General features: G+C 66.9%; 22 protein-coding genes. 17 read left to right on the top strand and 5 right to left on the bottom strand.

What is annotated here, in order from left to right:
- Positions 1-195: 195 nt before the first annotated feature.
- The gene (locus tag BTH42_RS20400; RefSeq protein WP_075302728.1) at positions 196-975 is read left to right on the top strand and encodes a DeoR/GlpR family DNA-binding transcription regulator; all 780 of its coding nucleotides are present in this window, start codon (positions 196-198) and stop codon (positions 973-975) included.
- Between the two features lie 318 nt (positions 976-1,293).
- Positions 1,294-1,491, top strand: coding sequence for a hypothetical protein (locus BTH42_RS20405; protein ID WP_075302730.1), 198 nt, complete (start codon positions 1,294-1,296; stop codon positions 1,489-1,491).
- A 196-nt stretch (positions 1,492-1,687) separates the two neighbouring features.
- On the opposite strand, the gene BTH42_RS20410 is transcribed toward BTH42_RS20405, so the two are convergent.
- Entirely contained in the window at positions 1,688-2,062 is a 375-nt protein-coding gene (locus tag BTH42_RS20410) for a hypothetical protein (RefSeq protein ID WP_178392203.1), read from the bottom strand.
- 196 nt (positions 2,063-2,258) lie between these two features.
- On the opposite strand from BTH42_RS20410, the gene glpD reads away from it, so the two are divergent.
- The 3 genes from glpD to BTH42_RS20425 all read left to right on the top strand — a co-directional run bounded on the left by glpD (position 2,259) and on the right by BTH42_RS20425 (position 6,207).
- Positions 2,259-3,788 carry a glycerol-3-phosphate dehydrogenase gene (glpD, locus tag BTH42_RS20415; protein ID WP_075302734.1) on the top strand — a complete coding sequence of 510 codons (1,530 nt, stop codon included), beginning with the start codon at positions 2,259-2,261 and terminating at the stop codon, positions 3,786-3,788.
- A gap of 161 nt (positions 3,789-3,949) precedes the next feature.
- A complete protein-coding gene (glpK, locus tag BTH42_RS20420; RefSeq protein ID WP_075302736.1) occupies positions 3,950-5,449 on the top strand; it encodes a glycerol kinase GlpK in 1,500 nt (499 codons plus the stop codon).
- 71 nt (positions 5,450-5,520) lie between these two features.
- Complete coding sequence (locus tag BTH42_RS20425) at positions 5,521-6,207, top strand: HAD family phosphatase (RefSeq protein ID WP_075302738.1); 687 nt, start codon at positions 5,521-5,523, stop codon at positions 6,205-6,207.
- A gap of 83 nt (positions 6,208-6,290) precedes the next feature.
- On the opposite strand, the gene BTH42_RS20430 is transcribed toward BTH42_RS20425, so the two are convergent.
- Both BTH42_RS20430 and BTH42_RS20435 read right to left on the bottom strand, forming a co-directional pair.
- On the bottom strand, positions 6,291-7,094 hold the full coding sequence (locus tag BTH42_RS20430; protein ID WP_075302740.1) for a helix-turn-helix domain-containing protein: 804 nt from the start codon (positions 7,092-7,094) through the stop codon (positions 6,291-6,293).
- A gap of 122 nt (positions 7,095-7,216) precedes the next feature.
- A complete protein-coding gene (locus BTH42_RS20435; RefSeq protein WP_075302742.1) occupies positions 7,217-8,386 on the bottom strand; it encodes an MFS transporter in 1,170 nt (389 codons plus the stop codon).
- A gap of 169 nt (positions 8,387-8,555) precedes the next feature.
- On the opposite strand from BTH42_RS20435, the gene BTH42_RS20440 reads away from it, so the two are divergent.
- The 7 genes from BTH42_RS20440 to lnt all read left to right on the top strand — a co-directional run bounded on the left by BTH42_RS20440 (position 8,556) and on the right by lnt (position 16,690).
- Positions 8,556-9,530 (top strand): LysR family transcriptional regulator, encoded by a 975-nt coding sequence (locus BTH42_RS20440; protein ID WP_075302744.1) that lies wholly within the window; start codon positions 8,556-8,558, stop codon positions 9,528-9,530.
- Between the two features lie 133 nt (positions 9,531-9,663).
- A complete protein-coding gene (miaB, locus tag BTH42_RS20445) occupies positions 9,664-11,037 on the top strand; it encodes a tRNA (N6-isopentenyl adenosine(37)-C2)-methylthiotransferase MiaB (protein WP_075302746.1) in 1,374 nt (457 codons plus the stop codon).
- Between the two features lie 42 nt (positions 11,038-11,079).
- Positions 11,080-12,171 (top strand): PhoH family protein, encoded by a 1,092-nt coding sequence (locus BTH42_RS20450; protein ID WP_075302748.1) that lies wholly within the window; start codon positions 11,080-11,082, stop codon positions 12,169-12,171.
- A 45-nt stretch (positions 12,172-12,216) separates the two neighbouring features.
- Positions 12,217-12,678: an rRNA maturation RNase YbeY gene (gene ybeY / locus BTH42_RS20455; protein WP_075302750.1), complete on the top strand. Its 462-nt coding sequence runs from the start codon at positions 12,217-12,219 to the stop codon at positions 12,676-12,678.
- Between the two features lie 54 nt (positions 12,679-12,732).
- Positions 12,733-13,437: a gamma-glutamylcyclotransferase gene (locus BTH42_RS20460; protein ID WP_075302752.1), complete on the top strand. Its 705-nt coding sequence runs from the start codon at positions 12,733-12,735 to the stop codon at positions 13,435-13,437.
- Positions 13,438-13,667: 230 nt separating this feature from the next.
- Positions 13,668-14,573, top strand: a complete 906-nt coding sequence (locus tag BTH42_RS20465) for an HlyC/CorC family transporter (RefSeq protein ID WP_075302754.1) — start codon at positions 13,668-13,670, stop codon at positions 14,571-14,573.
- Positions 14,574-14,863: 290 nt separating this feature from the next.
- Positions 14,864-16,690 carry an apolipoprotein N-acyltransferase gene (gene lnt, locus BTH42_RS20470; RefSeq protein ID WP_075302756.1) on the top strand — a complete coding sequence of 609 codons (1,827 nt, stop codon included), beginning with the start codon at positions 14,864-14,866 and terminating at the stop codon, positions 16,688-16,690.
- 138 nt (positions 16,691-16,828) lie between these two features.
- Here the strand turns inward: lnt and BTH42_RS20475 are convergent, their stop codons facing one another.
- Positions 16,829-17,449: a glutathione S-transferase N-terminal domain-containing protein gene (locus BTH42_RS20475; RefSeq protein WP_075302758.1), complete on the bottom strand. Its 621-nt coding sequence runs from the start codon at positions 17,447-17,449 to the stop codon at positions 16,829-16,831.
- Between the two features lie 195 nt (positions 17,450-17,644).
- Here BTH42_RS20475 and BTH42_RS20480 point away from each other — a divergent pair, with 195 nt between their 5' ends.
- From BTH42_RS20480 to purH, 5 genes are all read left to right on the top strand, one after another.
- On the top strand, positions 17,645-19,042 hold the full coding sequence (locus BTH42_RS20480) for an aminopeptidase P N-terminal domain-containing protein (RefSeq protein ID WP_075302760.1): 1,398 nt from the start codon (positions 17,645-17,647) through the stop codon (positions 19,040-19,042).
- Between the two features lie 6 nt (positions 19,043-19,048).
- Complete coding sequence (locus BTH42_RS20485; protein ID WP_075302762.1) at positions 19,049-20,467, top strand: UbiH/UbiF/VisC/COQ6 family ubiquinone biosynthesis hydroxylase; 1,419 nt, start codon at positions 19,049-19,051, stop codon at positions 20,465-20,467.
- A 297-nt stretch (positions 20,468-20,764) separates the two neighbouring features.
- A complete protein-coding gene (dusB, locus tag BTH42_RS20490; RefSeq protein WP_075302764.1) occupies positions 20,765-21,841 on the top strand; it encodes a tRNA dihydrouridine synthase DusB in 1,077 nt (358 codons plus the stop codon).
- Complete coding sequence (locus BTH42_RS20495; RefSeq protein WP_008919619.1) at positions 21,838-22,071, top strand: Fis family transcriptional regulator; 234 nt, start codon at positions 21,838-21,840, stop codon at positions 22,069-22,071. The genes dusB and BTH42_RS20495 overlap by 4 nt, the downstream gene beginning before the upstream one ends.
- Before the next feature lie 58 nt (positions 22,072-22,129).
- On the top strand, positions 22,130-23,695 hold the full coding sequence (purH, locus tag BTH42_RS20500; RefSeq protein WP_075302766.1) for a bifunctional phosphoribosylaminoimidazolecarboxamide formyltransferase/IMP cyclohydrolase: 1,566 nt from the start codon (positions 22,130-22,132) through the stop codon (positions 23,693-23,695).
- A gap of 147 nt (positions 23,696-23,842) precedes the next feature.
- Here the strand turns inward: purH and BTH42_RS20505 are convergent, their stop codons facing one another.
- Complete coding sequence (locus tag BTH42_RS20505; RefSeq protein ID WP_075302768.1) at positions 23,843-24,082, bottom strand: hypothetical protein; 240 nt, start codon at positions 24,080-24,082, stop codon at positions 23,843-23,845.
- Positions 24,083-24,142: the final 60 nt, after the last annotated feature.

A 24,142-nucleotide genomic window follows, 5' to 3' on the forward strand; every position in this document is an offset into this window, starting at 1 on the left:
GCATAAAAAACAAATTCATTTATCAAATGAATAAATGCGCGGCGCGCCTGAATGAGGCTTCGCGGATCGGCGGACCCCGCGCCGCGGACCGCGGCGGTTACGCGGAGCGCGGCGCCGATGGTCTTACAATAGCCGCAACCCGCGCGCCCCCCGGCCCGCGCCGGCACTGCCCCCACCCACGACAACACGAGACCCATGACACGACACCCCCGCCTGACTCTCAACGCCCGGCAACAGGAACTGCTGGAGTGGGTGCAACGCGACGGCTTCGTGACCGTGGACGACCTCGCGAGCCACTTCGACGTGACGCCGCAGACGATCCGCCGCGACGTCAACTGGCTCGCCGACATGAACCTGCTGCGCCGCTACCACGGCGGCGCGAGCCTGCCGACCAGTTCCGAGAACGTCTCCTACACCGCGCGCCAGCGGATGTTCCATGACGAGAAGCGGCGCATCGCGGCGCTAGTGGCCACTCACATTCCCGATCAGGCGTCGCTGTTCATCAACCTCGGCACCACCACCGAGGAAGTCGCGCGCGCGCTGAACCGCCATCGCGGGCTGCGCGTGATCACCAACAATCTGAACGTCGCGAGCATGATGAGCGGCTATCCGGATTGCGAGGTGCTGGTCACCGGCGGGATCGTGCGGCCGTGGGACAAGGGGATCGTCGGCGAACTGGCGATCGACTTCATCCGCCAGTTCAAGGTCGACTTCGCGATCATCGGCACGTCGAGCATCGAGACGGATGGCACGCTGCGCGATTTCGACACCCGCGAGGTGCGCGTCGCGGAAGCGATCATCGAGCACGCGCGCACCGTGTTCCTCGCCGCCGACCACTCGAAGTTCGGCCGTCCGGCGCTGGTCCGCCAGGGCCATCTCGAACAGATCGACGCGCTGTTCACCGACGCCGCCCCGCCCGCCGACATGGCCGAGATGCTGGGCGCGGTCAACTGTCAGGTCTACGTCGCCGACTAGCCGGGCGGCCGCGCCAGGCGTTCGCCGCCATGCTGCGGCGCACGCAAAACTTCGAGTGAAATCAAGGATCTGCGCGCGGCGCCAGACCGCCGCTTGGGCGGTCAATTGTCAAACGGAATATTTACGAGGGCTGGGTTGGCGTTTGATCGGTGCTCGCCTACACTCCAGTTCCCCGGCGTTGCGTGCGTGTCGCGCGCCGCGCCCGTTGTGTGAATCTGTCGTGTAAGCCGTACCTCCCGCCCCGATCCTTTAGCGGACCCCGCCCGGCCCAGCCGGCGCCTGCAAGGTTGTCCGCGATTGCCTGACATGGAGAGAACGATGCTGAGTCCGCATGAATTCGCCACGTTGTTGCTCGTCAAAGACGCCCCCAATCAGGTCGACATGGACCGCGAAGAACTCGATGCGTTGCTCGAACGCCAACTGGTGCAACTCGAACGCCTCGCATCGGGCAATGAACAGTGGAGCGTGACGGAAAGCGGCGACGATGCGCTGCGGGCCATAAAACGGTTCTCGTAACACCCCTTCTTGTTCGCTCACCTGCGTCGCCACCGGCTTGCAGGCGCTGTCCGCGCACCATGCCAGCGCGTGGCGACGAGCGTTGCGCCGCGCGCGCTTCCCCCAAGACGCTCTGCGCCGACGACATCCAGCAGTTTCGCGAAGCGATGCGGCGCGCTGCGGAAAACGCGTTCGCGACGCGCGGCGGGCAAGTAGCTCAACCGGCGCGCAACGTCGGATCGGCCGCCGCACGCCAGCCGATCGCCTTCGCGCGCTGCTGGTTGAAGAACTCGACCCACTGATTGCGCAGTTTCGGATCGCTGCTGTTCGCCTCGCTCGCGTGACGCTGCGCGATCCCCGCCTGAAACGCGCAGAAATCCTCCTTCGACAGCCGGCCGCGCCGGTTCGCCACGTACGCGTCGAAGAACGCCGTGTAGACGGCCTGCGCGTCGGGGCCGTAATCGACCGTCTGCGGCGAACACATCTGCTGCAGCGACTCGAACGACGTCGCCCCTCTCGTTCCTTCCAGACTCGGCGTGCTCACGCATCCCGCCAGCAGCGCCGCCGCGCCGATCATCAATAGTCCACGCATTCATCACCTCGAAATGGCTGCTGCCGTGAGTATCGTCCGCGGCCGCGGGTTGCGCCACTCCCGACCCGCTTCGCATCGTCCTAGTCACCGGCAAGCGAACTTTACTTTTTCGAATATGTTCATTAAAGTTCGAAAACGAACATCACTCGTTCGATTCGCTTTCCAACTTCCAGATTCGACCCAGAGGACTCAGCAGGTGACGCAAGGCTCGAAATACGATTTGCTCGTCGTCGGCGGCGGGATCAATGGCGCGGGCATCGCCCGCGACGCGGCCGGCCGCGGCCTGTCGGTGCTGCTGTGCGAGCAGGACGACCTTGCCGCGCATACGTCGTCGGCCAGCACCAAGCTGATCCACGGCGGCCTGCGCTACCTCGAATACCGCGAGTTCGGGCTGGTGCGCAAAGCGTTGCAGGAGCGCGAGACACTGCTGCGCGCGGCGCCCCACATCATGTGGCCGCTGCGTTTCGTGATGCCGCATATGCCCGACCTGCGCCCGGCGTGGCTGATCCGCGCGGGTCTGTTTCTGTACGACCACCTCGCCAAACGCGAGCTGCTGCCCGGTTCGCGCGGCATCACGATGGCCAGGCATCCGGCCGGCGCGCCGCTGGTCGATTCGATCAAACGCGGCTTCGTCTATTCGGACGGCTGGGTCAACGACGCGCGCCTCGTGGTGCTGAACGCGCTCGATGCGCACGAGCGCGGCGCGACGATCCTGACCCGCACGAAGCTCGCCGGTGCGCGCCGCGCGAACGGCGAATGGCACGCGCAACTGCGCCGCGCGGACGGCTCGACGCTCGAGGTGCGCGCCGCCGCGATCGCCAACGCGGCGGGCCCGTGGGTCGGCGAGCTGCTGAAAGGCGCGCTGGGCCGGCCGGCGACGCACAGCGTGCGGCTCGTCAAGGGCAGCCACATCGTCACGCGGCGGCTGTTCGAGCACGACCACGCGTACATCTTCCAGAACCCGGACAAGCGGATCATCTTCGCGATCCCGTACGAGCGCGACTACACGCTGATCGGCACGACCGACCTCGAATACCGCGGCGACCCGGCCAAGGTCGCGATCGACGCGAACGAAACCCAGTACCTGTGCGATTCGATCAACCGCTACTTCAAGCAGAAGATTTCGCCGGCCGACGTCCGCTGGACCTATTCGGGCGTGCGGCCGCTGCTCGAAGACGACAACGCCGATAACCCGTCGGCGGTCACGCGCGACTACTCGCTCGAACTCGACGCGCCCGCCGGCGAAGCGCCGCTGCTGTCGGTGTTCGGCGGCAAGATCACGACGTTTCGCAAGCTCGCCGAGCAGGCGGTCGATACGCTCACCCAGGCGCTGCGGCGCGACGTGTCCGCGTGGACCGTCGGCGCGCCGCTGCCGGGCGGCGATATCGCGGACGCGAACTTCGCGCGCTTTCTCGGCGAATTCGAGCGCGAGTATGCGTGGCTGCCGCCGGCGCTCGCACACCGGCTGGCGCGCGCCTATGGCACACGCGCGCGGCGCGTGATCGGCAACGCGCGTTCGCGCGCCGAGCTCGGCCACGAATTCGCACCGGGACTGTACGAAGCCGAACTGGTTTATCTGCGCGATACCGAATGGGCGCGCAGCGCGCACGACGTGCTGTGGCGGCGCTCGAAGCTCGGGCTGCACGTCGAGCCGGGCACGCTCGCGCAGGTCACGAGCGATATCGACGGCTGGTTCGCGCGCGAACCGGCGCGCCAGAGCGCGTAAGTCACACGCGACGCGCCGGCGCCCGCCGCCTCACCACCCCGCCCGCCGCGCTGGACGAGAGCCGCGCGCGCCATCACACTAGCGCGGCCCGCCGACAACAAGCCGCCGCGCCATCGCCGGCCCGCAGCCCGGCGATCCGTAACATGCATGGAGAAGAGACAATGCAGGATCAGTACATCCTGGCGCTTGACCAAGGCACCACCAGCTCGCGCGCGATGCTGTTCGACCGACGCGGCAACATCGTGTCGACCGCGCAGAAGGAATTCCAGCAGATCTATCCGCACCCGGGCTGGGTCGAGCACGACCCGCAGGAAATCTGGTCGACCCAGGCCGGCGTCGCCGCCGAAGCGGTCACGCGCGCCGGCATGAACGGCACGTCGATCGCCGCGATCGGCATCACCAACCAGCGCGAGACCACGATCGTGTGGGATCGCGAGACCGGGCAGCCGATCTACAACGCGATCGTCTGGCAGGACCACCGCACCGCCGACTTCTGCGACGAGCTGAAAGCGCAGGGGCTCGAAGCGAGCGTGCGCGCGAAGACCGGTCTGCCGATCGATTCGTACTTCTCGGCGACCAAGATCCGCTGGATTCTCGACAACGTCGCCGGCGCGCGTGAAAAAGCCCGCCAGGGCCGGCTCGCGTTCGGCACCGTCGACAGCTGGCTGGTGTGGAATTTCACCAAGGGCGCGCTGCACATCACCGACGTGACCAACGCGTCGCGCACGATGCTGTTCAACATCCACACGCTGAAGTGGGACGACGAACTGCTCGCCGCGCTCGATATTCCGCGCAGCATGCTGCCGGAAGTGCGCTCGTCGGCGGAGGTGTACGGGCCGACCGTGACCACGGTGTTCGCGTCGAAGATTCCGCTCGCGGGCATCGCCGGCGATCAGCACGCGGCGCTGTTCGGCCAGATGTGCACCGAGTCGGGCATGGTGAAGAACACCTACGGCACCGGCTGCTTCCTCGTGATGAACACCGGCGCCAAGCCGATCGAATCGCAGAACAACCTGGTCACGACGATCGCGTGGCAGATCGGCGAGCGGATCGATTACGCGCTCGAAGGCAGCATCTTTATCGGCGGCGCGGTCGTGCAGTGGCTGCGCGACGGGCTCGGCATCATCAAGCACGCGAGCGAGATCGAAACGCTCGCGCGCGGCGTCCCGCATTGCGACGGCGTCTATCTGGTGCCCGCGTTCGCCGGCCTCGGCGCGCCGCACTGGAACGCGCATGCGCGCGGCACGCTGTTCGGCGTGACGCGCGGCACCACGTCCGCGCACATCGCGCGCGCGGCGCTCGATTCGATCGCGTATCAGTCGCTCGACGTGCTGAAGGCGATGGAAGCGGACTCGGGCATCCGCATCGGCGAATTGCGGGTGGACGGCGGCGCGTGCGCGAACAATCTGCTGATGCAGTTCCAGGCCGATATTCTCGGCGTCGACGCGGTGCGCCCGAAGGTGTCGGAGACGACCGCGCTCGGCGCCGCTTATCTCGCGGGGCTCGCGGTCGGCTACTGGAAGGATATCGATGAACTGAAGAGTCAGTGGAAGCTCGAACAGCGCTTTACGCCGGCGCTGCCGCATGCGGAGGTCAAGTCGTGTCTCGAAGGATGGCAGCGCGCGATTCGAGCGGCGAAGGCCTGGGCGGATATGTGTTGAGACGGCTGCGGTGACGGGTCGTGACCCTGCCGAAAGCACGTATCATGGCACCTTTCACCGCACTTCCAGGCATGATCGATCATCTCATCTGTGACTGCGACGGCGTGCTCGTCGACAGTGAAGTCATCGCCGATCGCGTGATGTTCGACACGCTGACGGCCACCCTCCCCGGCATCGATTTCGCGCCCGTCGTCAAAACCGCGTTCGGTCAGCAGACCTCGCGCTTTCTCGCCGGCATCGAAAAGCAGTTCGGCGTCGCGTTGCCCGCCGACTTTCTCGACACGATCGAGCACAACGTCGAGCTCGCGCTGGCGTCGTCGCTGAGCCCGATCAACGGCGTGCGCGATGCGCTGCAACGTCTGACGCTGCCGGTCGCGGTCGTGTCGAACAGCCGCATGACGCGGGTCAGCGCGTCGGTGCGGCGCGCGGGCCTGCAGCAGATTTTCGGCGAGCGCGTGTTCAGCGCCGAACAGGTCGCGCGGCCCAAGCCGTTCCCGGATGTGTATCTGTTCGCCGCGCAATCGCTCGGCGTCGAGCCGGCGCGCTGCCTCGTCGTCGAAGACAGCGTGTCCGGGCTGAAAGCGGCGCGCGCGGCCGGCATGAAGACGATCGCGTTCGTCGGCGCGAGCCATATCCCGGACGGCTACGCGGATGCGCTGAGGGCAATGGGGATCACGCGGATCATGAAACACATGGACGAATTGCCGGCGCTCGTCGAGGCGGGCGTGCGCGGCGAGTTCGGCGACGTGCAGTCGTAACGCGCGCGGCTTCGTTGCGCGCTCGCGGCGCGGGTGGATAGCAAAAAGCCGGTTCTGATGAACCGGCTTTTTTGCATTCGGGCTTAGTCCGATGTCCTATCGGGCGCCGGCTCATCGCGCGTCGCGGCCGCCGCCGGCACGTCCCAGCGCGGCGGCGTTTCCGCCCGCAGCGTCACGCGAAACGCGCGCGCCTCGGTGTCGCCCGGGTTGCGCAGACTATGCGGCTGATCGGCGTCGAACACGATCGCGTCGCCGGTGGCAAGCAACTGCCGCCGGTCCTGCACGCTGACTTCGAGCGTGCCGTCGCTGACCACCAGATTCACCGTCGTGCCCGGCGCGCGACGCACCCCCGCCTCGGTATGCAGCGGCGCGATCCGCAGCTCATGAAACTCGGCGGCGACCGCTTCGTCGTCCGGATACAGCGGCCGCGCCGAATAGCGGCCGTTCGAGCTGACCACGCGCGCGGAGCGGTCGGCCGGCAGATGCTCGAAGCCGTTGGTCGCGTGACGCCGCAGGAACGCCGCCACCGACACCCGCAACGCCGCCGCGACCTTGCACAGCACCTTGATCGACGGCACGCTGCGCGCCGATTCGATCTGCGCGAGCATCGCGCGCGACACGCCCGAGGCCCGCGCCAGCGCATCGAGCGACAGTTGCCGCTCGGCGCGCAGCCGCGCGAGATTCACGCCGACCAGCTGTTCGAGCGCGTCGAATGCTTCGGGCGAGCGCGGCGTGGAATCGGTGTCTACGCCGGCGTTTGCTACGGCACCCGCCGCGCTACCGGCGGCATGATGAGCGGCGTGATGAGCAGCGGGATCGGCGGCGGGACGAACAACGCTGTCGGCAGCGGCCGACGGATCGCGCACCAGCGCGAGCGGGGAATGCATATTGGCCTCCAGAGCGCCGCCCGGCGGCGCAAGAGCAGTGAGTGGAAGCAAGATAGCATCGGCCCGCGCGCCGCCCAACGAAGTTATCTTCACACTGTTATCAGCATTGCGGAGGCAAGCATTTACGCGCGCTGCGCAAGCGATGCGGCCGGCGGCGCATCCATGCGCGCCGCGATCCACGTGAGCAGCAACGCCGCGACGCTGACCGCCGCCGCGACCCACGGCAGGCTGTCGAGCGGATGGCCGTGGCCGATCACCAGCCCGCCGAGCCACGCGCCGGCCGCATTGCCGACGTTGAACGCGCCGATATTGAGCGTCGACGCGAGATTGGGCGCGGCGGCCGCCTTCTCGACCACCCGCATCTGCAGCGGTGGCACCGTCGCGAACGCCGCGATGCCCCACACGAACACCGTGATCGCCGCCGCGACCTGCGAATGACTGGTGCGCGCGAAGATCGCCATCACGACCGCGAGCGCGGCCAGAATCGCCATCAACGACGGCATCAGCGCGCGGTCCGCGAGCTTGCCGCCGACCATATTGCCGACCGTCAGCCCGACGCCGAACAGCACGAGGATCAGCGTGACGCCGCGCGGCGAGAAACCGCTGACCTGTTCGAGGATCGGCGCGATATAGGTGAACACGACGAACACGCCGCCGAAGCCGAGCACCGTCATGCCGAGCGCGGTCCACACTTGCGGGTCCTTCAGCACGCGCACTTCATGGCCGAGACCGGCCGGGCCGCTGTCGTGACGGTTCGGCACCAGTGCGCTGACGCCCGCGAGCGACAGCACGCCGAAGCCGCTGACGATCCAGAACGCCGCGCGCCAGCCGAACTGCTGGCCGACGAAGGTGCCAAACGGCACGCCGAGCACGTTCGCGAGCGTGAGGCCGGTGAACATCAGCGCGATCGCGCTGGCGCGCTTGTCGGCCGGCACCAGCGAGGCCGCCACGACCGCGCCGATACCGAAGAACGAGCCGTGCGCGAACGAGGTCACCACGCGCGCGACCATCAGCACCGCATAACTGGGCGCAATCGCGCACAACACATTGCCGACGATGAACACGCCCATCAGCAGCTGCAACGCGAACTTGCGCGACATCCGGCTGGTGATCACCGCGAGCAGCGGCGCGCCGACCGCGACGCCGAGCGCATAGCCGCTGACCAGCAGCCCCGCCGACGGAATCGATACGGCCAGATCGCGCGCGACTTCGGGCAGCAGGCCCATGATGACGAATTCGGTCGTGCCGATCGCGAAGGCGCTGATCGCCAGCGCGAGTAAGGGGATGGGCATTTGTCCGCTCCAGGATGAAATCAGGGATGAAGGTGCAACCGCGCTGGCGTGCCCCGCATGTGAGGCGGCCGACCACGGTATTTCGACGGCTGCATTGTCGGGGCGCCGCGCCGTTTTGATAATTGGCGTAGCATTTGAAGCATTTTCAAATTCTGTTTGAAAGCGAACGATGGACAATCTCGGCGACATTCGCCTCTTCGTCGAAGCGGCGCAGCAAGGCAGCCTGTCGGCGGCGGGCCGCAAGATGGGGCTGACGCCCGCCGCGGCGAGCGCGCGGCTCGCGAAACTCGAAGCCAATCTGAAGGCGCGGCTGTTCGAGCGCACCACCCGCCAGTTGCGCCTCACCGACGAAGGCCGGCTGTACCTGAACTGCTGCCGCCAGGCGCTGCAATCGCTCGACGACGCCGAAGCCGCGCTGCAAGCCGGCCAGGGCGTGGTGCGCGGCAAGGTGCGGATCTCGACGACCTCGGACTTCGGCCGCAACCTGCTGCTGCACTGGCTAGACGACTTCAACGCGCTATACCCGGAGGTCACGTTCGCGCTGACGCTGTCGGATTCGCTCGCGAATCTGGTGCAGGAGGACATCGACCTCGCGATCCGCTTCGGCGTGCCGCAGGACAGCTCGCTGGTCGCCCGCTGGCTCGCGCCGAACCGGCGCGTGCTGTGCGCGTCGCCCGATTACATCGCGCGCAAGGGCGAGCCGAAAGATCCGCAGGATCTGGCCAGGTTCGATTGCATCGTGCTGAGCACCGCGTCCGGGCCGGCCAACGAATGGCGCTTCACGCGCGGCGACGAGGTGCAGCACTACACGGTGCCGCTCGACACGTCGCGCGAGACCAACGACGGCGCGGTCGCGCGCGAATGGGCGCTGCGCGGCTACGGAATCGCGATCAAGTCGATGTGGGATGTGGAGTCGGATCTGCGCGCGGACGGGCTGAAGAGCCTGCTGCCCGAATGGCGCTATCCCGATGCGCCACTGCACGCGCTGTATCACCGCAACCGCTTCATGGCGCCGCGCGTGCGGGTGCTGCTGGACTTTCTGAGCGAGCGTTTCGCGCAGGTTTCGGACGAACTGGAACGGCTGCTGGGGCTGCCGCCGGACGCTCCGGAGAGCGGCGCGAGGGTCAAAACCCCCGCTGCATGAAGGGCTATAATATCGAGTTACGCTGCAAAGACGCACGCGGACCGGCCTTCAGGCGCCGCGCTCCGCCCGTGCCGCGGCCCTTCTTCACTTTTTACGACGCCCCCAGGTTAACCACTGCGACCGGCGAAATTCGATGACCAAGAAAGTTTATGTAAAGACCTTTGGCTGCCAGATGAACGAGTACGACTCCGACAAGATGGTCGACGTACTCGGTGCCGCTGAAGGACTCGTCAAGACCGACACGCCGGAAGACGCCGACGTGATCCTGTTCAACACCTGCTCGGTACGTGAAAAAGCCCAGGAGAAAGTGTTCTCCGACCTCGGCCGCGTGCGCGAGCTGAAAGACGCGAATCCGAATCTGATTATCGGCGTGGGCGGTTGTGTGGCGAGCCAGGAAGGCGCGTCGATCGTCGCGCGCGCGCCGTACGTCGATCTGGTGTTCGGTCCGCAGACGCTGCACCGCCTGCCGCAGATGATCGACCAGCGCCGCGCGAGCGGCCGCGCCCAGGTCGACATCACGTTCCCCGAAATCGAGAAGTTCGATCACCTGCCGCCGGCGCGCGTCGACGGCCCGAGCGCGTTCGTGTCGATCATGGAAGGCTGCAGCAAGTACTGCAGCTACTGCGTGGTGCCGTACACCCGCGGCGAGGAAGTGTCGCGTCCGCTCGACGACGTGCTGACCGAAATCGCCGGCCTCGCCGACCAGGGCGTGCGCGAAGTCACGCTGCTCGGCCAGAACGTCAACGCTTTCCGTGGCGCGCTGACCTCCGGTTCGGCCGAGATCGCCGACTTCGCGACGCTGATCGAATACGTCGCCGATATCCCGGGCATCGAACGGATTCGTTACACGACGTCGCACCCGAAGGAATTCACGCAGCGCCTGATCGACACCTACGCGAAGGTGCCCAAGCTCGTCAGCCATCTGCACCTGCCGGTCCAGCACGGCTCGGACCGCATCCTGATGGCGATGAAGCGCGGCTACACGGTGCTCGAATACAAGTCCGTGATCCGTCGCCTGCGCGCGATCCGCCCGGACCTGTCGCTGTCGACCGACATGATCGTCGGCTTCCCCGGCGAGACCGAGGACGACTTCGCGAAGATGATGGCGCTCGTCGAAGAGATGCAGTACGACACCAGCTTCTCGTTCATCTACAGCCCGCGCCCCGGCACGCCGGCCGCGAACCTGCACGACGACACGCCGCGCGAGGTCAAGCTCAAACGTCTGCAACACCTGCAGGCAACCATCGAAGAAAACGTGCAGCGCATCAGCAATGCGATGGTCGGCAAGGTCGAGCGGATTCTGGTCGAGCGCCCGGCGCGCAAGGACCCGAACGAACTCGCCGGCCGCACCGAGAACAACCGCGTGGTCAATTTCCCGGCCCCGGTCGCCTCGCATGCGCGGCTGATCGGCCAGATGGTCGACGTGAAGATCGTCCACGCGTACCCGCACTCGCTGCGCGGCGAACTCGTGATGGTCCACGACGACAACGCGGCCACCACCCACTAAGCCACCGCGCGTACCGCCAACCGACAGGATCGACTCCCCGCCTTGAAGACCACTCAGCAGCATCTGGAATTCACCGCGCCGCACGAAGACAACGCGCGGCTCGCCAACCTCTGCGGACCGCTCGACGAAAATCTGCGGCAGATCGAGCAGGCGCTCGACGTGACCCTGCAGCGCCGCGGCCACCGCATCACGATCCGCGGACGCGGCGCGAAGCTGGCGCTCACCGCGCTCGAAAACTTCTACAACAACGCGCGCGATCCGTTGTCGGTCGACGACATCCAGCTCGCGCTGGTCGAAGTGCGGCATCCGGCGCGGCATCGGCCGAACGGCAATGGCAATGGCAACGGCACCGGGGGCGAGGACGCCGATCCGCGCTTCGCCGGCAACCCCGACCATCCGTTCGACCAGCCCGCCGACATCAACGCGAGCGAAGACGAGCTGCAGGAATACGGCCCGAAGCTCTACACGCGACGCGCCGACCTGCGCGGCCGCACGCCGGCGCAGCGCGAATACCTGAAGCAGATCGTGTCGCACGACGTGACCTTCGGCGTCGGCCCGGCCGGCACCGGCAAGACCTACCTCGCGGTGGCCTGCGCGGTCGACGCGTTAGAGCGCGATCAGGTCAAGCGCATCGTGCTGACCCGTCCGGCGGTCGAAGCGGGCGAGCGGCTCGGCTTCCTGCCGGGCGATCTCGCGCAGAAGGTCGATCCGTATCTGCGTCCGCTGTACGACGCGCTGTACGACCTGCTCGGCTTCGACAAGACCGCGAAGATGTTCGAGCGGCAGATGATCGAAATCGCGCCGCTCGCGTACATGCGCGGCCGCACGCTGAATCACGCGTTCATCATCCTCGACGAGGCGCAGAACACCACGCCCGAACAGATGAAGATGTTCCTCACGCGGATCGGCTTCGGCTCGAAGGCGGTGGTCACCGGCGACACGACCCAGGTCGACCTGCCGCGCGGCCAGAAGAGCGGGCTGATCGAAGCCCAGCAGGTGCTCGCGAACGTGCGCGGCATTGCGCTCACGCGCTTCACCAGCGCGGACGTGGTGCGCCATCCGCTGGTCGCGCGAATTGTGGAGGCGTACGATGCGCATGCGCAGAAGCCGTCGGCACCGGTCGATCCGCGCTAAACGCCCCACCCCGACGCATCCAACCGAACGCCCCGCCCGAACCGCATGAGCCGCGCCCCGAAACTCACGTTGAACCTGCAATTTCCCGCCGCCAAGGCGTGGCCCGAACACAAGGCGCTGCTGCCGCGCGCGACCGTCGCCGGCTGGATCAAGGCGGCGCTGTTCGCGGACGGCGAGCTGACGGTGCGCTTCGTCGACGCCGAGGAAGGCCGCACGCTGAACCGCACCTACCGCGGCAAGGACTACGCGACCAATGTGCTGACCTTCGCGTACGCGGAATCGGAAGACGATCCGGTGACCGGCGATCTGATCCTGTGCTGCCCGGTGGTCGAGAAAGAGGCCGCTGAGCAGGGCAAGCCGCTCGTCGCGCACTACGCGCATCTGCTGGTGCACGGCGCGCTGCATGCGCAGGGCTACGACCACGAGGTCGAAGAGGAAGCCGAGGAGATGGAGGCGATCGAAACCGAAATCCTCGGCAAACTCGGCTTTCCGGATCCCTATCAATAAAAGCCGCGGCTTCCCCCTTCTCACCCTCCTTCACGCGATCCACGACCGAACACCGTGAGCACCCCGTCCCCCGAAGCCGACACTCCCGTACGTTGCCCGGACTACCCGCCGGTACTCGGCGAATCGCGGCTTCTGACGGACGACGAACTGCGCACGTCGCTCGACTACACGCTGCGCGACTGGGACCGCAAGAGCGACCTGTGGCTGTTCGGCTATGGCTCGCTGATCTGGAACCCGGGCCTGCCGACCGTCGAGGCGCAGCGCTCGAAGGTGCATGGCTATCATCGCGGGCTGTATCTGTGGTCGCGGGTCAATCGCGGCACGCCCGAGCAACCCGGTCTCGTACTCGCGCTCGATCGCGGCGGCTCCTGCACCGGGATGGCGTTCCGGCTTGCCGCCGAGGGTTCGATGCCGCATCTCGAAGCGCTGTGGCGACGCGAAATGCCGATGGGTTCGTACCGGCCCGCGTGGCTGCCGTGCGTGCTCGCCGACGGCCGCCGCGTCGACGCGCTCGCGTTCGTGATGCGGCGCGACGTGCCGAGCTACACCGGCAAGCTGCGCGACGAGATCATCCGCACGGTGCTCGGCTGCGCGTGCGGCCGCTACGGCACGACGCTCGATTACGTGAGCCGCACCGTCCACGCGCTGCGCGAAAGCGGGATGCCGGACCGCGCGCTCGAGGCGCTGCTGGCGCGCTGCGAAGCGCAAGGCGGTGACGGCGCACAGGCGCTGGCGCCGGCTCAGGGTTTGGCGCGCTGAGTTTGGTGCGCTGAACCACCTAGCGCGACCGCGCGTTTTTACCGATAAGCATTTTCCGGGCGTAATCGGTTAGGATGGATCCACGCCTCGCCCTCGCGGCGCGGCCGCTTCACTTGGGTTTCACCCTGGCTTCACTCATCGCCGGGCCCGGCGGGACACGGTTCCGCCATCTGCCTGGTGTATTCTTAACGCTCTGTAACAGCGCGCCCAGTCTTGCCGGGCGCACTACCATGAACGACACGTATCCCAGTCGACGCCACACCGGACGCCAACTCGACAAACCGCAGGAAAAGCGCTCGCTGCTCGAACGCCTGACCGACTTCATCTCGCCCGAGCCCGACTCGCGCGCCGAACTTCTGGAAATTCTGCAGGACGCGCACGAGCGCAACCTGATCGACGCCGACTCGCTGTCGATGATCGAAGGGGTATTCCAGGTCTCGGAACTGAGCGCACGCGACATCATGGTGCCGCGCGCGCAAATGGACGCGATCAACATCGCGGACAATCCCGCCGAATTCATCCCGTACGTGCTGGAAAAGGCGCACTCGCGCTATCCGGTCTACGAGGGCAATCGCGACAACATCATCGGCGTGCTGCTCGCCAAAGACCTGCTGCGCTACTACGCGGAAGAAGAGTTCGACGTGCGCGGGATGCTGCGCCCGGCGGTCTTCATCCCCGAGTCGAAGCGGCTGAACGTGCTGCTGCACGACTTCCGCGTGAATCGCAATCACCTCGCGGTGGTGGTCGACGAATACGGCGGCGTCGCGGGCCTGATCACGATCGAAGACGTGCTCGAACAGATCGTCGGCGATATCGAGGACGAATACGATTTCGATGAGGAAAGCGGCAACATCATCGCGTCGCCGGACGGACGTTTCCGGGTGCGCGCGCTGACCGAGATCGAGCAGTTCAACGAGAGCTTCGGCACCCATTACTCGGACGAGGAAGTCGACACGATCGGCGGGCTCGTCACGCATCACTTCGGGCGGGTTCCGCATCGCGGCGAGAAGGTCCGCCTCGACGACCTGATCTTCGAGATTCTGCGCGGCGACGCCCGCCAGATTCATATGCTGCTGGTGCGCCGCGATCCGCTCGCGGGGCAGCGCGAGCGCGACGCGCAGCACGTGCAGACCTGAGGTGGGAGCGCGGGCTGAGCCGCGGATTGCGCGCGTTGCGGTGTGATGCGATGCGTTGCCGGTCCGCGTTTCGGCCCGTCTTTGCTGGCTTTGCCGGCCTGGCCCGTTTGTCTGTTTGGCCCGCTTTGCCCATGTAGTTCGCTGCTTGCCCGCCTGGTTCGCCGCTTACCTGCGCGGTTCGCTGCTAGCCCGCCTGGTCGCTGTTTTTCCGCCGGGCTCACCGTTTTTCCGCTTCCCGCGCGCTCGTGCGCGCTTTCCGTTTCTCAACTTTCGACGCCGACCGCGCAACAATGGCCGACCCGCTCACTTCCCGTTCGCGCCGCGGCGCGCCCGACCCCGCTGCAGCCTCCTCGACCGGTGCCCCCGGCACCGACGCCGCCGTCCGCAGCCGCGCGCTGCCGCGCTGGCACTATCTGGTCGCACTGGCCGCAGGCGCGCTCAACACGCTGTCGTTCGCGCCGACGCCGCACGGCGGCTGGCTGCAACTGGCGATCTTCGTATTCCTGTTCGCATGGCTCACGCGCAGCACCGGCTGGAAAAGCGCGGCGCTGACCGGCGGCGCGTTCGGCTTCGGCAATTTCGTGACCGGCGTGTGGTGGCTGTACGTCAGCATGCACTTCTACGGCGGCATGCCGGCGCCGCTCGCCGGCGCGGCGCTGGTGCTGTTTTCGCTATATCTGGCGCTCTATCCGGCACTCGCCGCGGGCATCTGGTCGTTCTGCGCGGGCCATGCGCGCAACGGCGCAAACGACAACCGCCCGCCGTTCGCACCAAGCTGGCACGGCGCGCTGGCGTTCGCGAGCGCGTGGGCGATCGGCGAATGGCTGCGCGGCACCGTATTCACCGGCTTTCCGTGGCTCGCGACCGGCTATGCGCAGGTCGACGGTCCGCTCGCCGGCTTCGCGCCGGTGGCCGGCGTGTATGGGGTCGGCTGGATGGTTGCGCTGACGGCTGCGCTGATCGTGCAGGCGTTGCTGGCGCTAATGGGTTCGCGCTCGCAGCGGCTTGCGTCTCACGCAGATGAGGCAGGCGGGGCGCGCGGCAGCGGCGTTAGCGCCAACGGAATCGCCGCCGCTAGCACCAGCACCACCGTCAACAACCCCGCCAATCGCGCCGCGCCGGCCCGCGCCGCCAGCCCCGCCCAGATCGCGGGCCCCGCCGCCGTCGCGCTCGCGCTGCTGGCGATCGGCCTGCTGCTGCCGCTCGTGCAATGGACTGCACCCGCCAACGCGCCGCTCACCGTGCGTCTGCTGCAAGGCAACGTCAAGCAGGAGATGAAGTTCGAGGAAGCCGGCCTGCGCGCGGCCGTCGACGAATACCAGCAGATGATCACCGCGAAACCGGCCGATCTGATCGTCACGCCGGAAACCGCGATTCCGGTGCTCGCGCAGCAACTGCCGCCGAATTTCGCGGCGGCGATCCGCCAGTTCTCGGATTCGACCGGCAGCGCGCTGCTGTTCGGCGCGATCGGCGGCACGATCACGCCCGAAGGCCGGGTGGTCGACTACACGAACAGCCTGTTCGGCGTCACCCCCAACTCGCACGAAATCTACCGCTACGACAAGCACCACCTGGTGCCGTTCGGCGAGTTCGTGCCGTGGGGCTTTCGCTGGTTCGTCAATCTGATGAACATTCCGCTCGGCGACTTCTTCCGCGGCGCGCCGGTGCAGAAGCCGTTCATGGTGCATAGCCAGCCCGTCGCGCTGAACATCTGCTACGAGGACATCTTCGGCGAGGAGATCGCCCGCACGCTGCGCGAGAACGCCACCCCGGCCGGCGTGCTGGTCAACTCGACCAATCTCGCGTGGTTCGGCGACACGATCGCGCTCGACCAGCATCTGCAGATCGCGCGGATGCGCTCGCTCGAAACCGGCCGGCCGATGCTGCGCGCGACCAACACCGGAATGACCGCCGCGATCGACGCGCAAGGCCGCGTGATCGGCCGTCTGACGCCGTACACGATCGGCTCGCTCGATGTGAACGTGCAAGGCACGACCGGCAACACGCCTTACGTGACGAGCGGCAACAACACGGTGCTGGCGGTGTCGGTGCTGCTGCTCGCGTTCGGTTTTGCGTTCGGGCCGAAGCTCGCGCGGCGGCGCAACGGCAAGAAGTAACCCGTCGCGGGAATCTCACCCGCGGACCCTACCCGCAAAAAAAAATGCGCCTGACTTTGCAGGCGCATTTTTCATTCAACTGTTCACCACCACCCGACTCCGCTCCGGGCCATCCATCACCCGGCCGGAGCCGCCACCTCAATTCGACGGCACCGTATCGATAAACGACTGCCGCAGCGACAGCTTCTGGAAATGCTTGTCGAGATTCGGATGCGCGTCGCGCCAGTTCAGCTCCGGCATCCGGAAATCCAGATAGCCGAGCGCGCAGCCCACCGCGATGTCGGCGAGCGTGTAGTGATTGCTCGCGCACCACGGCTTGCTGCCCAGGCCCTGCGACATCGCGACCAGCGCTTCATCGATCTTGCGCTGCTGGCGCGCGAGCCACGCGTCGTTGCGGTGCTCGGTCGGGCGCTGGGTGCCTTCCAGACGGATCAGCACCGCCGCGTCGAGCACGCCGTCGGCGAGCGCTTCCCAGCAACGCACCTCGACGCGCTCGCGCCCCGACGCCGGAATCAGCTTGCCGACCGGCGACAGCGTATCGACGTATTCGCAGATCACCCGCGAATCGAACACGGCCTCGCCGTCTTCCATCACGAGGCACGGCACCTTGCCGAGCGGATTGAAGGTATGAATCCGGGTATCCGGCGCCCACACGTTCTCGGGCACCAGTTCGTAGTCGATTCTCTTGTCGGCGAGCACGATCCGCGCTTTACGCACATACGGGCTGCCGAGCGAACCGATGAGTTTCATCATGACCATCTGCCTTTTTCTGAATCCGGCGAAAGTATAAGTGGTCTAAGGCCTTCCCGAGCACGCCGCAAGCATGTTGCAAGTCGCTCGCGGACCCTTTGTTGACGGATTGCAACATGCCCGCGGCGCCCGCACGGTCGGAATCCGCACAAAACCGCGCGGTGCGGCGCGAGATCGGATGAAACGCGGCGCTACAATCGCACGATGAACCAGCCGACCGAACCCACCATCGCCATCGACGTCTACCGCACGCGCCGCGAGCGCGTTCTCGCCGCGCTGCGCGCGGCGGGCGGCGGCGTCGCCATCGTGCCGACCGCGCCCGAAGCGCTGCGCAACCGCGACGCCGACTACCCGTATCGCCACGACAGCTACTTCTACTACCTGACCGGCTTCACCGAGCCCGAGGCGGTGCTGGTGCTGGACGCCAGCGCCGCGCCCGGCGCGCCGGCGTCGATCCTGTTCTGCCGCGAGAAGAACGTCGAGCGCGAGACGTGGGAAGGTTTCCGCTTCGGCCCCGACGGCGCGCGCGATGCGTTCGGCTTCGACGCCACGCACCCGTACACCGAACTCGACACGCAGCTGCCGCGCATCCTCGCCGACAAGCCGGCGCTGCACTACGCGCTCGGCAGCTCGGCGCGGCTCGACGAACAGGTGCGCGGCTGGCTCGACGCGGTGCGCGCGCAAAGCCGCGGCGGCGTCGCCGCGCCGGCCGCCGCGCGCGACCTGCTGCCGCTGCTCGACGAGATGCGGCTCGTCAAGGACGACCACGAACTCGCGATCATGCGGCGCGCCGGCCAGATTTCGGCGGCCGCGCATCGTCGCGCGATGGCCGCGTGCCGGCCCGGCATCCGCGAATACGAACTCGAAGCCGAGCTGCTGTACACGTTCCGCAAGTTCGGCGCGCAGGCGCCGGCCTATACGTCGATCGTCGCGGCGGGCGCGAATGCGTGCGTGCTGCACTACCCGGCCGGCAACGCGATCGCGCGCGACGGCGACCTGATCCTGATCGACGCGGCCTGCGAACTCGACGGCTATGCGTCCGACATCACCCGCACGTTCCCGGCGAGCGGCCGCTTCACGCCCGCGCAGCGCGAGCTGTACGACATCGTGCTGGCCGCGCAGCAGGCGGCGATCGACGCAACCCGCGCCGGCGCGAGCTTCGACGATCCGCACCAGGCCGCGCTGCGAGTGCTGTCGCAGGGGCTGCTGGACACCGGGATCGTGCCGCGCGAGAAATTCGCGTCGGTCGAGGACGTCATCGCCGAGCGCGCGTACGCACCGTTCTATATGCACCGCACCGGTCACTGGCTCGGCATGGACGTGCACGATTGCGGCGACTACCGCGAACGCGGCGCGCCGCGCGACGAAGCCGGCGTGCTGCCGTGGCGCACGCTGCAGGCATCGATGACGCTGACGATCGAGCCGGGTCTGTACATCCGCCCGGCCGAGGGGGTGCCCGAGCGCTACTGGAATATCGGCATCCGTATCGAGGACGACGCGATCGTCACGCCGAACGGCTGCGAGCTGATCACGCGCGAAGTGCCGGTGGCCGCCGACGAAATCGAGGCGCTGATGCAAGCGGCCCAGCCGGCAAGGACCTGAGCCGCGATGAACCAGAACTCTCAAGCAGTGGTGATCCTGAAGCCCGCCTCCCGCCAGGCGTTCGACTTCGACGTGACGATCGTCGGCGCCGGCCCGGTCGGCCTCGCGCTGGCCGGCTGGCTCGCGCGCCGCAGCGTGACCCGCGAGCTGAAGATCGCGCTGGTCGACGCGCGCGAACCGGAAGACTCGATCGCCGATCCGCGCGCGATCGCGGTGTCGCACGGCAGCCGGATGATCCTCGAGCCGCTGCGCTGGCCCGCCGAGGCGACCGCGATCGAACGCATCCACGTGTCGCAGCGCGGTCACTTCGGCCGCACGCTGATCGACCATCGCGAGCATGGGCTGCCCGCGCTCGGCTACGTGCTGCGCTACGGGGCGATCGTGCACGGCCTCGCCGACGCGGTGCGCGCGACGCCGGTCCACTGGTATCGCTCGACGTCGGCCGGCACGCCGGTCGAGGAGCGCGACGGCGTCACGCTGCCGATCGAGACGGCCGGCGTCGCGCGGCAACTGCGCACGCGAATTCTGGTGAACGCCGAGGGCGGGCTGTTCGGCGATCAGAAGCATGGCGGCGGCGCGGGCAAGGATGCGGCGCGCGGCGCGGCTGGAGGTGCGACTGGAAGCGCGGCGCAGCGCCCGGCCCAAGGCACGAGCCGAAGCAGCACCCACAGCAACGTTCAAAGCGCAAGTCAGCACACGGCTGCCGACGCCGCCTCGAACTCTGCCGCTCCGCCTGCCCGCGAAGCCGCTCAAGCCGGCAAGTCCGCACGCACCGCGATCGCCGGCTCGCGCGACTACGGCCAGACCGCGCTGGTCGGCACGGTCACCGTGTCCGCGCCGCAACCGCACGTCGCGTGGGAGCGTTTCACGTCGCAAGGCCCGATCGCGCTGCTGCCGATGGGCGGCGTGCGCAGCGCCGACTACGCGCTGGTCTGGTGCTGCTCGCCCGACGAAGCCGCGCGCCGCGCGCAACTGTCCGACGCGGAGTTCCTGCGCGAACTCGACGCCGCGTTCGGCGACCGCATGGGGCGCTTTACGCACATCACCGGCCGCGCGTCGTTCCCGCTCGGCCTCAACGCGGTCGACACCCAAGTGAACGGCCATATCGTCGCGATCGGCAATGCGGCGCAGACGCTGCACCCGGTCGCCGGCCAGGGGCTGAATCTGGGTCTGCGCGACGCGCATGCGCTCGCCGACGCGCTGTCCGCCGAAGGGCCGACCTCGCTCGCGCTGGCCGCGTTCGCGCAACGCCGCGCGCTCGACCGGCGTCTGACGATCAGCTCGACCGACACGCTCGCGCGTCTCTTTACCGTCGACTTTCCGCCGCTCGCGGTGTTGCGCGGGCTCGCGCTGACCGCGCTGGAATTCGTGCCGCCGCTGAAAACCGCGCTCGCGCGGCAGATGATGTTCGGCCAGCGCCGCTAGGCTAACGACGCTGCGCGCCCCGCCGCCGCCCGCGCGACATTCACCGCGCGGGCCCGCGATCCGGCCGTCCAACTCACCGTCTCCCCCACCCCCGCTCCGGCTTTTTCACAGCGGCCCGGCGCCGGTTCGCAGCGCGCGCCGGCTCTATGAATTCGGCGACTTTCATAAAAGATTTAATGGGTTACGAGATGCAGTTGCCGGCTCGTCGTTACCCGTTAACGCTAAAATGGCGGTTTTCCCTCGCATTTCGCGTTTGCGTCGACTGTCATTCGCCGGTCTTCGCCGCGCGCTCACGTCATGCCCACTCTCGGCTCCCACAATCTGCGCAATAACCTGTTCGTCGCCCCCATGGCCGGCGTGACCGACCGTCCGTTCCGTCAGCTGTGCAAACGGCTCGGCGCGGGCTATGCGGTGTCGGAAATGGTCGCGTCGAACGCGCAGTTGTGGAAAAGCGAAAAGACCATGCGGCGCGCGAACCACGAAGGCGAAGTCGAGCCGATCGCGGTGCAGATCGCCGGCGCCGATCCGGTCATGATGGCCGAGGCCGCCCGCTACAACGTCGCGAACGGCGCGCAGATCATCGACATCAACATGGGCTGCCCGGCCAAGAAGGTCTGCAACGTCGCGGCCGGCTCCGCGCTGCTGCAGAACGAGCCGCTCGTGCAGCGCATCGTCGAGGCGGTCGTCGGCGCGGTGGGCGTCGGCCCGGACGCGGTGCCCGTCACGCTGAAAATCCGCACTGGCTGGAATCGCGAGAACAAAAACGCGCTGAACGTCGCGCGCCTCGCCGAAGCGGCCGGCATCTCGATGCTGACCGTGCACGGCCGGACCCGCGCCGACCTGTATCACGGCGACGCCGAGTACGAGACCATCGCCGCGGTGAAAGCCGCGGTCCGCATTCCGGTCGTCGCGAACGGCGACATCACGTCGCCGCAAAAAGCCCGCGAGGTGCTCGCCGCGACCGGCGCCGACGCGATCATGATCGGCCGCGCCGCGCAGGGCCGGCCGTGGCTGTTCCGTGAAATCGAGCATTTCCTGCAAACCGGCGAGTTGCTGCCGCCGCCGCGGATCGACGAGATCCAGCAGGTGATGAACGAACATCTAGAGGATCACTACGCTTTTTACGGGGAATTTACCGGCGTGCGCACTGCGCGCAAGCACATCGGCTGGTACACTCGCGGCCTTTCCGGCGCCAACCTGTTCCGGCATCGCATGAATACGCTGGACACCACGCGCGAACAACTCCTCGCCGTCAACGAGTTCTTTGACGCGCAAAAGGCGATCTCAGACCGCCTCGTCTATGTCGACGAATCAGCCGGCACCCCCGGGCTCGACACGCAGGGCGAGGACCACACCGACAAACTAGCAGCATGAGCAAGAACAACATCGAACAATCTGTCCGCGACAGCCTGGACGTGTATTTCCAGGATCTCGACGGCTCCAATCCGCACGACGTCTACGACATGGTCATTTCATGCGTGGAAAAACCCTTGCTCGAAGTGGTGCTCGAGCAGGCCGGCGGTAACCAGTCGCTGGCCGCCGAGTATCTCGGCATCAACCGCAATACGCTGCGCAAGAAGCTGCAACAGCACGGTTTGCTGTAACCCGTTGTAGTTTCCTCGCGCTCCTGCCACGTTTCCCCTTCGGCTTTTCGTCTTCATCATGATCAAGCAAGCGCTCATCTCCGTCTCCGACAAGTCCGGCATCGTCGACTTCGCTAAATCGCTGTCGGACCTCGGCATCAAGATCCTGTCGACCGGCGGTACCGCGAAACTGCTCGCGGACGCGGGCCTGTCCGTCACCGAAGTGGCCGACTACACCGGCTTCCCGGAAATGCTCGATGGCCGCGTGAAAACGCTGCATCCGAAGGTGCACGGCGGTATTCTCGCGCGCCGCGATCTGCCGGAACACATGGCCGCGCTCGAAAAGCACGACATCCCGACGATCGACCTGCTGGTCGTGAACCTGTACCCGTTCGTGCAGACGGTGTCGAAGGAAGAGTGCTCGCTGGAAGACGCGATCGAGAACATCGACATCGGCGGCCCGACGATGCTGCGCTCGGCCGCGAAGAATCATCGCGACGTGACCGTGGTGGTCGACCCGGCTGACTACGCGGTCGTGCTCGAGGAAATGCGCGCGAACGCCAATGCGGTCTCGTACAAGACCAACTTCCGTCTCGCGACCAAGGTCTACGCGCACACCGCGCAGTACGACGGCGCGATCACGAACTATCTGACGAGCCTGACCGAAGAGCTGCAGCACGCGTCGCGCAACCAGTATCCGGCCACGCTGAACGTCGCGTACGAAAAGGTCCAGGACCTGCGCTACGGCGAGAACCCGCACCAGAGCGCGGCGTTCTACCGCGACCTGGCGGTGCCGGCCGGCGCGCTCGCGAACTACAACCAGCTGCAAGGCAAGGAACTGTCGTACAACAACATCGCCGACTCCGACGCGGCGTGGGAATGCGTGAAGACCTTCGACGTGCCGGCCTGCGTGATCGTCAAGCACGCGAATCCGTGCGGCGTCGCGATCGGCGCAAACGCGCACGAAGCGTATTCGAAGGCGTTCCAGACCGACCCGACCTCGGCGTTCGGCGGCATCATCGCGTTCAACCGCGAAGTCGATGAAACCGCTGCGCAAGCGGTCGCGAAGCAGTTCGTCGAAGTGCTGATCGCGCCGTCGTTCAGCGCCGAAGCGCGTCAGGTGTTCGCGGCCAAGCAGAACGTGCGTCTGCTCGAAATCGCGCTCGGCGAAGGCCATAACGCGTTCGATCTGAAACGCGTCGGCGGCGGCCTGCTGGTGCAGTCGCTCGATTCGAAGAACGTGCAGCCGCGCGAATTGCGCGTCGTCACCAAGCGTCACCCGACGCCGAAGGAAATGGACGATCTGCTGTTCGCATGGCGTGTCGCGAAGTACGTGAAGTCGAACGCGATCGTGTTCTGCGCGAACGGCATGACGCTCGGCGTCGGCGCGGGTCAGATGAGCCGCGTGGACTCGGCGCGCATCGCCAGCATCAAGGCGCAGAACGCCGGTCTGACGCTGAGCGGTTCGGCAGTCGCGTCGGATGCGTTCTTCCCGTTCCGCGACGGTCTCGACGTGGTGGTCGCAGCGGGCGCGACCTGCGTGATCCAGCCGGGCGGCTCGATGCGCGACGACGAAGTGGTCAGCGCGGCCGACGAGCACAACATCGCGATGGTGCTGACGGGTGTGCGTCACTTCCGTCATTGATATGGGTTTGCGGGTGACGGCCGCGGTGTAACCGACGCGGCGGTTGCCGGCATGACCGATGAACAAACGGCCCGGTGGATTTTTCCACCGGGCCGTTTGTTTTGGTGCGTTCGGTTTGGCGCTGCTGTGTGGCGACGCGGCCTGCGCTCAATCGTCCGGCTCTTTCCGCGCATAACCATCGCGCACGTCCGCATGCTGGCTGATGTATGTGGAAAGGCCCCTGCCCCGCCGCGCCAAACGCTTTAGCTCCTCGATATGCGCCGCGCCGGCACTCGCCTCTGTGTACCAATACACGACGCCAGTCCGGAATCGCACCTTGATGAAATCGGCGCCGATTTCATACGCGTCGATGCCCGACTCGCCGCTCAGATTCCGATAGCGCTCCATCGTTCGCTCACCTCCTCACACGCAGGCCCAGCAGCTTTTATTCCGCCGTTCACGCGCTGA

This window comes from Burkholderia sp. SRS-W-2-2016, assembly GCF_001931485.1.
Classification (GTDB): Bacteria; Pseudomonadota; Gammaproteobacteria; order Burkholderiales; family Burkholderiaceae; genus Paraburkholderia.

Excerpts from the sequence above, each read along its gene's own strand:
- BTH42_RS20405 (WP_075302730.1), top strand. The coding sequence starts at position 1,294 with ATGCTGAGTCCGCATGAATTCGCCACGTTGTTGCTCGTCAAAGACGCC.
- BTH42_RS20425 (WP_075302738.1), top strand. The coding sequence starts at position 5,521 with ATGATCGATCATCTCATCTGTGACTGCGACGGCGTGCTCGTCGACAGT.
- BTH42_RS20485 (WP_075302762.1), top strand. The coding sequence starts at position 19,049 with ATGAACCAGAACTCTCAAGCAGTGGTGATCCTGAAGCCCGCCTCCCGC.
- BTH42_RS20435 (WP_075302742.1), bottom strand. The coding sequence starts at position 8,386 with ATGCCCATCCCCTTACTCGCGCTGGCGATCAGCGCCTTCGCGATCGGC.
- BTH42_RS20465 (WP_075302754.1), top strand. The coding sequence starts at position 13,668 with ATGAACGACACGTATCCCAGTCGACGCCACACCGGACGCCAACTCGAC.
- glpK (WP_075302736.1), top strand. The coding sequence starts at position 3,950 with ATGCAGGATCAGTACATCCTGGCGCTTGACCAAGGCACCACCAGCTCG.
- BTH42_RS20480 (WP_075302760.1), top strand. The coding sequence starts at position 17,645 with ATGAACCAGCCGACCGAACCCACCATCGCCATCGACGTCTACCGCACG.
- BTH42_RS20505 (WP_075302768.1), bottom strand. The coding sequence starts at position 24,082 with ATGGAGCGCTATCGGAATCTGAGCGGCGAGTCGGGCATCGACGCGTAT.
- lnt (WP_075302756.1), top strand. The coding sequence starts at position 14,864 with ATGGCCGACCCGCTCACTTCCCGTTCGCGCCGCGGCGCGCCCGACCCC.
- ybeY (WP_075302750.1), top strand. The coding sequence starts at position 12,217 with ATGAGCCGCGCCCCGAAACTCACGTTGAACCTGCAATTTCCCGCCGCC.
- BTH42_RS20495 (WP_008919619.1), top strand. The coding sequence starts at position 21,838 with ATGAGCAAGAACAACATCGAACAATCTGTCCGCGACAGCCTGGACGTG.
- BTH42_RS20430 (WP_075302740.1), bottom strand. The coding sequence starts at position 7,094 with ATGCATTCCCCGCTCGCGCTGGTGCGCGATCCGTCGGCCGCTGCCGAC.
- dusB (WP_075302764.1), top strand. The coding sequence starts at position 20,765 with ATGCCCACTCTCGGCTCCCACAATCTGCGCAATAACCTGTTCGTCGCC.
- BTH42_RS20400 (WP_075302728.1), top strand. The coding sequence starts at position 196 with ATGACACGACACCCCCGCCTGACTCTCAACGCCCGGCAACAGGAACTG.
- BTH42_RS20410 (WP_178392203.1), bottom strand. The coding sequence starts at position 2,062 with ATGCGTGGACTATTGATGATCGGCGCGGCGGCGCTGCTGGCGGGATGC.
- BTH42_RS20440 (WP_075302744.1), top strand. The coding sequence starts at position 8,556 with ATGGACAATCTCGGCGACATTCGCCTCTTCGTCGAAGCGGCGCAGCAA.
- BTH42_RS20475 (WP_075302758.1), bottom strand. The coding sequence starts at position 17,449 with ATGGTCATGATGAAACTCATCGGTTCGCTCGGCAGCCCGTATGTGCGT.
- purH (WP_075302766.1), top strand. The coding sequence starts at position 22,130 with ATGATCAAGCAAGCGCTCATCTCCGTCTCCGACAAGTCCGGCATCGTC.
- miaB (WP_075302746.1), top strand. The coding sequence starts at position 9,664 with ATGACCAAGAAAGTTTATGTAAAGACCTTTGGCTGCCAGATGAACGAG.